This is a genomic window from Methylobacterium tarhaniae, assembly GCF_001043955.1.
Classification (GTDB): domain Bacteria; phylum Pseudomonadota; class Alphaproteobacteria; order Rhizobiales; family Beijerinckiaceae; genus Methylobacterium; species Methylobacterium tarhaniae.
Map to the genome: position 1 here is coordinate 1 of NZ_LABZ01000220.1, position 8,466 is coordinate 8,466.

At 72.3% G+C, this 8,466-nt stretch carries 9 protein-coding genes; 3 read left to right on the forward strand and 6 right to left on the reverse strand.

Features of this window, described 5'->3' with window-relative positions; all coding sequences use genetic code 11:
• Together VQ03_RS26100 and VQ03_RS26105 are read right to left on the reverse strand one after the other, a co-directional pair.
• Positions 1 to 1,018 (reverse strand): molybdopterin-binding domain-containing protein (locus VQ03_RS26100; protein WP_048453838.1); only part of this gene is annotated, 1,018 nt, incomplete at its 3' end.
• The gene (locus VQ03_RS26105; protein WP_048453839.1) at positions 1,006 to 1,665 is read right to left on the reverse strand and encodes a cytochrome c3 family protein; all 660 of its coding nucleotides are present in this window, start codon (positions 1,663 to 1,665) and stop codon (positions 1,006 to 1,008) included. The genes VQ03_RS26100 and VQ03_RS26105, both read right to left, overlap by 13 nt.
• Positions 1,666 to 1,919: 254 nt before the next feature.
• Here VQ03_RS26105 and VQ03_RS26110 point away from each other — a divergent pair, with 254 nt between their 5' ends.
• Both VQ03_RS26110 and pepT read left to right on the forward strand, forming a co-directional pair.
• The gene (locus VQ03_RS26110) at positions 1,920 to 2,540 is read left to right on the forward strand and encodes a glutathione binding-like protein (RefSeq protein WP_048453840.1); all 621 of its coding nucleotides are present in this window, start codon (positions 1,920 to 1,922) and stop codon (positions 2,538 to 2,540) included.
• 17 nt (positions 2,541 to 2,557) lie between these two features.
• Positions 2,558 to 3,793 carry a peptidase T gene (pepT, locus tag VQ03_RS26115; protein ID WP_048453841.1) on the forward strand — a complete coding sequence of 412 codons (1,236 nt, stop codon included), beginning with the start codon at positions 2,558 to 2,560 and terminating at the stop codon, positions 3,791 to 3,793.
• 208 nt (positions 3,794 to 4,001) lie between these two features.
• Here the strand turns inward: pepT and VQ03_RS26120 are convergent, their stop codons facing one another.
• The 3 genes from VQ03_RS26120 to VQ03_RS26130 form a co-directional block, all read right to left on the reverse strand.
• Positions 4,002 to 5,255, reverse strand: a complete 1,254-nt coding sequence (locus VQ03_RS26120; protein ID WP_048453842.1) for a TetR/AcrR family transcriptional regulator — start codon at positions 5,253 to 5,255, stop codon at positions 4,002 to 4,004.
• A 115-nt stretch (positions 5,256 to 5,370) separates the two neighbouring features.
• Entirely contained in the window at positions 5,371 to 6,378 is a 1,008-nt protein-coding gene (locus VQ03_RS26125) for an NAD-dependent epimerase/dehydratase family protein (RefSeq protein WP_048453843.1), read from the reverse strand.
• 114 nt (positions 6,379 to 6,492) lie between these two features.
• Complete coding sequence (locus tag VQ03_RS26130) at positions 6,493 to 6,747, reverse strand: hypothetical protein (protein WP_157064261.1); 255 nt, start codon at positions 6,745 to 6,747, stop codon at positions 6,493 to 6,495.
• A gap of 414 nt (positions 6,748 to 7,161) precedes the next feature.
• On the opposite strand from VQ03_RS26130, the gene VQ03_RS26135 reads away from it, so the two are divergent.
• Positions 7,162 to 7,395: a GcrA family cell cycle regulator gene (locus VQ03_RS26135; protein WP_048430796.1), complete on the forward strand. Its 234-nt coding sequence runs from the start codon at positions 7,162 to 7,164 to the stop codon at positions 7,393 to 7,395.
• Positions 7,396 to 7,449: 54 nt separating this feature from the next.
• Here VQ03_RS26135 and VQ03_RS26140 read toward each other — a convergent pair.
• Positions 7,450 to 8,466: adenylate/guanylate cyclase domain-containing protein (locus tag VQ03_RS26140; RefSeq protein WP_048453845.1), on the reverse strand; the 1,017-nt coding region annotated here is incomplete at its 5' end.

An 8,466-nucleotide genomic window follows, 5' to 3' on the forward strand; every position in this document is an offset into this window, starting at 1 on the left:
CGGGCGGCGCGATCCCGTCGACCGGCGCGGCCAGCCGCCCGTTGAGCCAGTGGGCGAGGGCGTGGAAGGCGGGCTCCAAAGCCTCGCCGGCCAGCACCACGGCCCGGCCGTGATGGGCGCGCAGATCCGCCAGGATGTCGTCGGCGAAGCGGCGCTCGGCTTCGGGCAGGGCGGGATCGGCCAGTCCCGCCCCGAACCCGTTGGCGAGCCGGACGAGGAGGGCGCCCGTCGTCGCCGGCGCCATGGCGCGGCGGGCATCGGCCTTGATGCCGGTGAGCGTCGGCAGCCCTTCCGCCACGGAGAGGCGGCCGAACCGGGAGGGATCGCGCCGGCGCTCCATCAGGGCGGCGGAGAGGCGGATCTGGTCCGGCCCCGGCCCGAGGGGGTCGTCCTCGAGGCAGACCACGATCTCGGCCTGCTCCAGCCGCGGCAGGATCCGCACCGGGCGCCCGAAGGCCAGGGCGGCGCCGGCCCGCGCATGCGCGTCGTCGAGGGGCTCGTGGACGTGCCAGGCCGCCTCCGGCATCGCGGCGCGCAAGGCCGCGATCTGGCGCAGCAGCGTCGGCGAGGTGATCCGGCCGGTCAGCAGCCGGAAGCCCGCCCCGCCCCGCGCCCGCGCCTCGGAGAGCGGCCGGGCATAGGCCTTGCCGAAGGCCTCCCAGGAGGCGATGCCGGCGACGCGCTCGCCGACCGCCCGGGACCGGTCGGGATCGTAGAGGTCGAGCACGGCGGCTTCCAGGAACACGTCCGTGGCGCCGCGGCTGCCCGGATGGAGCGGGTTGCCCTCGATCTTGATCGGCCGCCCGTCGACCGCGATGGCGTGGACGCCCCGGGCCCAGCCGGAGAGGGGGAGCGCGGTGGCGTAGCGCGCCGGCACCCCGGGCAGGAGCTGCTCGGGCTGGCGGATGTAGGGCAGGATCTCCTCGTCCGGCCGGGAGCAGCCGCCGGCGGCGAGCGCGATGCCGGCGCCGAGGAGCCGCAGGGCCTCACGGCGGTGGAGGCCCGTCAGCGGTGGCATATCGAGCACTCGCTGAGACGTGCCGGCGACTTCACGTGGTAGGAAGCGGCGAGGCGCGCGCCCTGCCGGTCCTGGTCCTCCGGCGGCGTCCAGGTCATGTCGAACACCGCCTCGCGCGGGCGCAGGTTCGGGGCCGGGTTCCGGTGGCAATCGAGGCACCAGCCCATGGTGAGGGGCGCGACCTGACGCACCAGCTTCATGGTCTGCACCGCGCCGTGGCAGGTCGCGCAGCCGACGCCCTTGGCGACGTGGACCGCGTGGTTGAAGTAGACGTAGCCCGGCAGGGCATGGACCCGGCGCCAGACCAGCGGCCGGCCCTCGGCGAGGCTCGTGCGGACGGGGGCCAGCATCGGTGCGTTGGTCCAGATCTGCGAGTGGCAGCTCATGCAGGTCTCCGTCGGCGGGATGCCCGCGAAGGCGGCCTTCTCGACCGAGCCGTGGCAGTAGCGGCAATCGATCCCGAGCCCGCCGACATGGTGCTCGTGGCTGAACGGCACCGGCTGCTCGCGGGTCACGTCCTGGGTGGTGGCGTAGGGCGAGCGCCACAGGGTGTAGGCGAGCCCGACGCCCAGGACCGGCAGCACGGCGATCGCCGCCAGGGCCAGGCGCGCCAGGGTGTCCGCGCCGGGTCGAAAGATCTGCGCCATGAGGCTCGCGGTCTCGCATCCTCCTCCCGGGCAACCTCGGCCGCCCATCCGGTTTAGATACTCCCCACGAGTAATTCGGTTCCGTCATCCGGAATGCGATGTCGCAGGGCCGTGGCGGCGGGGTCCCGCCCCGGGCGGGTCATGCCCGGCAAGCGGACCAGCCTTGAGCGGACCCGCCGGCTTCCCGCGAAAACCGGCGCGACTCCGCGCCCGAACCGTCCTACGGTCCCGCCCGCACCGGAGGTGAGCGCACCATGATCCAGCTCTATGCCTGGGACACGCCGAACGGCCGCAAGATCAGCGTCGCCCTGGAGGAGATGGGGCTGACCTACCGGGTCGAGCCGGTCGACATCACCAAGGGCCGGCAGTTCGAGCCGGACTTCCTCGCCATCAGCCCGAACAACCGCATCCCGGCGATCGTCGACTCGGAGGGGCCGGACGGGGCGCCGATCTCGGTCTTCGAATCAGGCGCGATCCTGGTCTACCTCGCCGAGAAGACCGGGCTCTTCCTGCCGCCGGGCGGGCGCGGGCGGGTCCAGGCGATGGAGTGGCTGATGTGGCAGATGGGCGGCTTCGGGCCGATGCCGGGCCAGGTGCACCATTTCCTCGGCGTCGACGAGACGAAGCGCGCCTACGGGCTCGAGCGCTACCAGACGGAGACGCGCCGGCTCTACGGCGTGCTCGACAAGCGCCTGGGCGACGGGGAGTTCGTCGCCGGGGCGCTCTCGATCGCGGATTTCGCCATCCTGGGATGGGCCTGGCGCCACGCCCGGCACCGGGTCGATCTCGCCGATTACCCGAACGTGCGGCGCTGGTACGAGGCGCTGATGGCCCGGCCGGCGGTGCAGCGCGGCTTCGCGGTGGCGCTCACCTGATGACGGAGCGACAGGCCATGGCGGACGAGACGGCCTTGCGGGCCCAGCTGGTCGAGCGCTTCTTCCGCTACCTCGCGGTGGCGAGCCAGAGCGACGCCCGCGCCACCACCCTGCCGAGCACGCCGGGCCAGCGCGACCTGGCCGCGCTCCTGGCCGGGGAGCTGCGCGACATGGGCCTGACGGATGTGGTGCTCGACGAGCGCGCGATTCTCACGGCCCGCAAGCCGGGCACCCGGCCCGGCGCCCCGCCGATCGGCTTCGTCGCGCATCTCGACACCGTCGATGTCGGGCTCTCGCCCGAGATCCGCCCGCAGGTCCTGCGCTTCGACGGCCGCGACCTCTGCCTCAACCGGGCCGAGGATATCTGGCTGCGCGTCGCCGAGCATCCGGAGATCGTGCCTTATGCCGGCGAGGACGTGATCGTCGGCGATGGGACCAGCGTGCTCGGGGCCGACAACAAGGCGGCGATCGCCATCCTGATGACGCTGCTCGCCACCCTCGGCCCCGAGGACCCGCACGGCGACATCTGGGTCGCCTTCGTGCCCGACGAGGAGATCGGCCTGCGCGGCGCCAAGGCCCTCGACCTCGCGCGGTTGCCCGTCGATTTCGCCTACACGATCGATGCCTGCGCGGTCGGCGAGGTGGTGATCGAGACCTTCAACGCCGCGAGCGCCGAGATCGTGTTCACGGGTGTGAGCGCCCATCCGATGTCGGCCAAGGGCGTGATGGTGAACCCGCTCCTGATGGCGCACGACTTCGTCAGCCGGTTCGACCGGGCCGAGACGCCCGAGAACACCGAGGGACGCGAGGGCTACATCTGGTTCAACGGCCTCCAGGCCCATTCCGGCGAGGCCCGCCTCCAGGCGATGATCCGCGACTTCGACCGTGACCTTTTCGCCGCCCGCAAGGAGCGCCTGCACGCGGTGACGGCGGAGATCGCCGCGCTCTACCCGACCGGCCGGGTCGAATGCCGGATCGCCGACACCTACGGCAACATCCACGACAGCCTCGGCGACGATCATCGCCCGGTCGATCTCCTGTTCGCGGCGCTCGAGGCGGAGGGGATCACCCCGAACCAGATCCCGATGCGCGGCGGCACCGACGGCGCCGCCCTCTCGGCCCGCGGCCTGCCGACGCCGAACTACTTCACCGGCGCCTGCAATTTCCACTCGCGGTTCGAGTTCCTGCCGGTGCCGGCCTTCGCGGCCTCCTGGCGGGTGACGCGGCGGATTTGTTGGCTGGCGGCGGGGTAGGCCTTCATGTCGTTCCTCATCCCATCTGCCACCTCATCCTGAGGTGTCGGCGATCACTGATCGCACGCGATCAGAGATCGACTGACCTCGAAGGAGGGCTCCGGAAGTCTCGACGTCGACGGGAGCCCTCCTTCGAGGCTCCCTTGTGGTCGCACCTCGGGATGAGGTCGGAGTGTGGGATGAAGGCTGACCGAAGCGCGACGATCCCTCACCGCGCCGCCGGCACGAAGAGCCCCAGGAACAGCGGCCGGGCGTAGAGGTCGGCCGCGTTGTCCGGCGTGACGCCCGGCACCCAGGCCGGCAGCTCGGCGGCGGCGTTCACCATGCTGGAGACGAGCTGGGCGGCGATGCCGGCATCGAGCGGCCGCACCGAGCCGTCGGCCATGCCGTCGACGAGGCAGAAGCCGAAGCGCTCGGTCAGGCGGTTCATGGTGCGCCGCGTCTCGGTGCGCAGGGCCTCCGGCAGGGCGCTGAAGGCGGTGACGCGCAGAAGCGGACCGCCGGGCCCGAGCTGGCTGCGCACCAGGGTGGCCGAGGCGGTGCAGATCCGATCCCAGCCGCATCCGCCGCGGGAAGCCGCCGCGTCCTGCACCGCCCGGATCTGGGCGAAGCTGCGGGCGAAGCAATTGGCGACGAGGTCGTCCTTGTTGTCGTTGTGGTGGTAGAACGAGCCCTTGGTGACCTTGAGGAGGCCCGAGATCTTCTCCACCGAGGCGCCGCGATAGCCCTGCTGGTTGATGAGGATCGTGGCGGCGCGCAGGAAGGCCTCCGGCGACACCTCGCTCTCCTCCGGCGGCGACTGCTCGGGCAGGGGGGCCGGCCGCCACGCGAAGCCCGGCGCGGCCATGCCGTGGGTGAGGAGGTCGGCCATCCGGGCGCCGGCCCGGGCATAGTCCCGCGGCTCGTAGCGGCCGATCCACAGCCGGGTCGAGTGCAGCACCGAGAGCAACAGGTGGGTGCGGGCGTTGCGGTCCTGCCGGTCGAGGCCGTCCTCGTCGAACAGGCCGCGCAGACGGCGGAACAGCGCGTTGTAGGCGGAGAAGACGCTCTCGGCCTGCGGTGCCGGCAGGGCCCGCACGTCGTGGAGCACGGCGATGTCCGGCTCCTCGCCCGCCGCCGTCGCGGCCCGGTGGGCGACCGCGAGGTCGAGGAGCCGGGCGAGCCGCGCCGGCCCGTCGGGCGCCGCCTCGGCCCGGGCGACCAGTCCGTCGAGCACCCCGATCGTGTGCAGGAAGCAGGCCGCCGCCAGGTCCTCCTTGCGGCGATAATAGTAGGTGACGCTGTTCGTCATCAGCCCGACGCTGCGGGCGACGTCGGCGAGCGTCGTGCCCTTCACGCCGGCCTCGTTGATCAGGGCGGCGGCGGCGTGGAGGATCGCGTCGCGCTTCTGGGCGTAGCGCCGGGTCTGGCGCGGCGCCGCGTCGGGAGCGGGCACGGTCTCGGGATCGAGGCTGCGGGGCATGGGGGGATTGAGCACTGTCGCGGCCGCCGTGACAAGCCGGTGATCACGGGCAAGCCCATGATCGCGGACAAGCCGGTGATCACGGGCAAGCCCATGATCGCGGACAAGCCAGGGATCACGGGCCGGTGCGGTAATGCTCCCGGTACCAGGCGACGAAGGCCGGGATGCCGGCCGAGAGCGGTGTCTGCGGCACGTAGCCGACGAGGTCGCGCAGGAGGTCGGTGCTCGCTTCCGTTCGCTCGACGTCGCCGGGCGGCAGGTCGCGCAGGTGGCGCACGGCCCGGGCGCCCAGCGCGTCCTCCAGGGCGTCGAGCATCGCCGCGACGCTCACCGGCCGGCCGCCGCCGATATTGACCATCCGGTAGGGCGCGACCGGGCTCAAGGTGTCGGCCGCCGAGACCGGCCCCGAGCCGGGCGGGGGAGCGTCGATCAGCCGGGCGATGCTCTCGACGAGGTCGTCGATATAGGTGAAGTCCCGCACCGCGCGGCCATGGTCGTAGACCTCGATCGGCTCGCCGGCCAGGATCTTCCGGGTGAACAGGAACAGCGCCATGTCGGGCCGGCCCCACGGCCCGTAGACGGTGAAGAACCGGAACGCCGTCGTCGGGATCGTCCAGAGATGGGCGTAGGAATGCGCCATCGCCTCGCCGGCGAGCTTCGAGGCGGCGTAGATGGTGAGCGGCCAGACCGCCCGGTCGGTCTCGCGGAACGGCACCGTGCGGTTGCCGCCATAGGCCGAGGAGGTCGAGGCGAAGAGCAGGTGGCGCACCGGATGCGCCCGGCAGCCCTCCAGGACCTGGAAGGTCCCCACCATGTTGCCCGACACGTAGGCTTCCGGGTGCTCCAGGCTGTAGCGTACCCCCGCCTGGGCGGCGAGATGCACCACCACCTCGGGGCGCGCCTCGGCCATCAGGGCCATGAAGGCGCCGGGCTCCTCGAGCATGAAGGCGTGGGACGAGAAGCCGGGCAGGGCTCCGAGCTGCGCCAGCCGGGCCTGCTTCAAGGCGACGTCGTAGTAGTCGGTCAGCCCGTCGACTCCCACGACCTCATGGCCGGCCTGCAGCAGGCGGCGGGCGAGGTGGAAGCCGATGAAGCCGGCCGTGCCTGTCACGAGGAAGCGCATGGCGGATCCCTGGCGCGGGCCGAAACGCACCCGCCCGGGGCGGTTACACCGGCGAGGGGCAGGTTGCCAGCCCGACGGGCCTCAGGGCAGGCGCATCTCGGAACGGACGCATTCTCAGAACGTTTGCCGCGGCACCCAGTCCAACCGCCGGCCAGGGTGCCGGATGGCGCGGTAGTTCCTGACCCCGGCGGCGATGTCGTCCGAAAGGCCGGCGAGGGCCGCGAGGGCCTCCGGCATCGCGAGGGCCTCCAGCATCGCGCGGGCCTTGGCCGGCCTCTGCGCCTTCAATGCCTCGCCGGCGGCACCCGGCACCGGCGCCGTGCCGGCGTGATCGCGAAAGACCCCGTTGGCGCCTTGCGAGCCCTGCACGAAGGGGGGAGGCGGGGGCGGCCGTGACCATGCGCCACGCTGGTCCGGTCGCGAACGGGAGCGGCGTCGGACAAGGCGGTCTCGTGGCGGTCTCGCGGCACGGCGGGTCAGGCAAGGATAGGGCGCGTGGACGGCAAGTCGATGACGCCGCCGGACCGGGCCGAGGCCGTCGCGGAGACGTCCGGGCTGTCGAAAACCATGCGTAAATGCTTAGGGGGCTTGCGTTCTGCGCGACGCAACCCCAAATTCACCCGATCACCGCTGCCGCTGCGACGCGTGTGCGTACGGGTCACGGAGGCGGAGGTCCCATGGGCCAGGAATCCGATGTCGAACCCGGCGACGGACACGCCCCCAACGAACCGGCCCGCTGCCCTTCTGGTCGAAGGTGATAGAGGGCCAGCGAGTCAGTACCCGATGAACCAGCTCGTGCGCATGTCGCATATCGTGACCGCAGACGCCGTCGAGGAGCCTTCCCCGAGTCTCCGGGTTCCGTTCGCCCAATCGGGCGCCTTCGTGTGCAAGTTCATCATCGGCGAACCGAACGACCGTGCGGTCTGTTGCGGTGCGCCGGTGCAGGACGGCAAGAGCTGGTGCGCCTTCCACCGCCGGATCGTCTTCGAGCCGACCCGGCCGGGGCGGCTGCGATAGCAGAGCCCGGCCGGGACCGCTACCCCGTCCCGCGCGTTTTTCCCCGCGCTGCTCTCAGGCCGCCCGGCCGTAGATCGGGAAGGCTTCCTGCCGGCCGCGCAGGGGCGAGCGGCTGACCTCGCGCCACTCCCCGCCGGAGGCCCGGGCCGCATGGAGTGCCGCCTGCGACACCAGGGTGGTGATCCCGAACGTCTTGGTCGCCTGTTCGAGCCGGGCCGCGACGTTGACCGCGTCGCCGAGCACGGTGAATTCGAGCCGGTCGTCGTCGCCGACCACGCCGACGAACACCTCGCCGCAATGCACCCCGATGCCGATCCGCACCGGATCCCGGCTCGACGCGGCATTCCACTCGGCCACCAGCCCTTCCAGCCTGTCGGCGAAAGCCAGCGCCTGCGCGGCGGCGTCCCTCCGCGCCTCCGGCACGCCGAACACCACCAGGGCGCCGTCGCCCATGAACTTGTCGATCACGCCCCCGGTCTCCCGGGCGGCCTGGGCGACGCAGCGGCGGAATCCCGTGACCAGGGCCGCGACCGTCTCGGGATCGGCCCTCTCGGCGATCGTCGTGGAGCCGCGCATGTCGACGAAGGCGATGGCCGCGTGCCGGCGCTCGCCGAGCCGTAATCCGCCACCCTGATCCATGCCGCCGCCGCGCTCCAGGAGCGGCGCCAGCTCGGCGGGCAGGAAGCGCGAGAGGGCCGCCCGCCGTGCCGCCTCGCGCAGGGCCAGGACCGCGAGCAGCGCCATGATGCCGACCGATACGACGCTGCCGATCCCCACCATCGCCTCGATCCGGTGGGCGTGCCGCTGGTAGCCCATCAGCAGGTCGTCCTCCTGGGCGCGCATCGCCTCGATGATGCGACGGATCTCGTCCATCTCCGTCTTGCCCTCGCCGGCGCGCACCAGGGCCAGCGCACCCTCGCGGTCGCCGGCGCGGTCGAGGGCGAGGGTGCGGTCGAGCTCGGCGAACTTGCGGGCGATGGCGGGGCGCAGGTCCTTGAGGCGGGCCTCCTGGGCAGTGGAGCCGCGCAGCTCCGCCTCCAGCACCGGCAGCTCCGCGGCGATCCGGGCCTG